Genomic DNA, 593 nt, shown 5'->3' on the forward strand with positions numbered 1-593 from the left:
CTAACGCATGCGTTAGTTAATTAACATATGCAATGGGGGATAAATTTTGGACAAAGAAGTTTATAATTCTGCACATAAATTGATTCAACAAGCAGAAAATGTTGGGAGCATTGGGGAAAGAATTTCATTAAATGAACTAGATAAATTAAATAAAGCATTAAATAGTAGACTACCAGAATGGTTTATTCATCTTTATAATAGTATCTATCTCTTTATGTGGATTAGAAATCACTATAAAGTATTCAGATTCTGAAGATGATGATGACTACTTAGACATGGGATTCTTAGACAAAGAAGGGATTATAAGTGAAACGACTGAACTTTATGTCCACCGACATAAATCTGTTTACTACTAATTAACTATAAACATTGATTTATCAAGGAAAAGTAACATATTCTTGTCGTTGCTTTACGACGCAAATGTGTTTACTTAAATGGAATTAGACACAAATGTGTTTACTTGAAGCACTTCCCTTTAAAAATTAAAATACGAAACAAATGTGTTACTCTTACTTTAATGAATGAAAATTTGGCAAAAAAATTATTTTTATCCCAATTAGTAAATTATATAAATTAATAATCAAATCAAATAA

The 593-nt window shown here is 27.8% G+C and carries 1 protein-coding gene; it reads left to right on the forward strand.

The genetic code is table 11. The annotated features are described in order from the left end of the window. Positions 1 to 46 precede the first annotated feature (46 nt). The gene (locus CN514_RS24520) at positions 47 to 253 is read left to right on the forward strand and encodes a hypothetical protein (protein ID WP_098234801.1); all 207 of its coding nucleotides are present in this window, start codon (positions 47 to 49) and stop codon (positions 251 to 253) included. Positions 254 to 593: the final 340 nt, after the last annotated feature.

Origin of the sequence: Bacillus sp. AFS001701 (assembly GCF_002559405.1) — a bacterium.
GTDB lineage: Bacteria > Bacillota > Bacilli > Bacillales > Bacillaceae_G > Gottfriedia.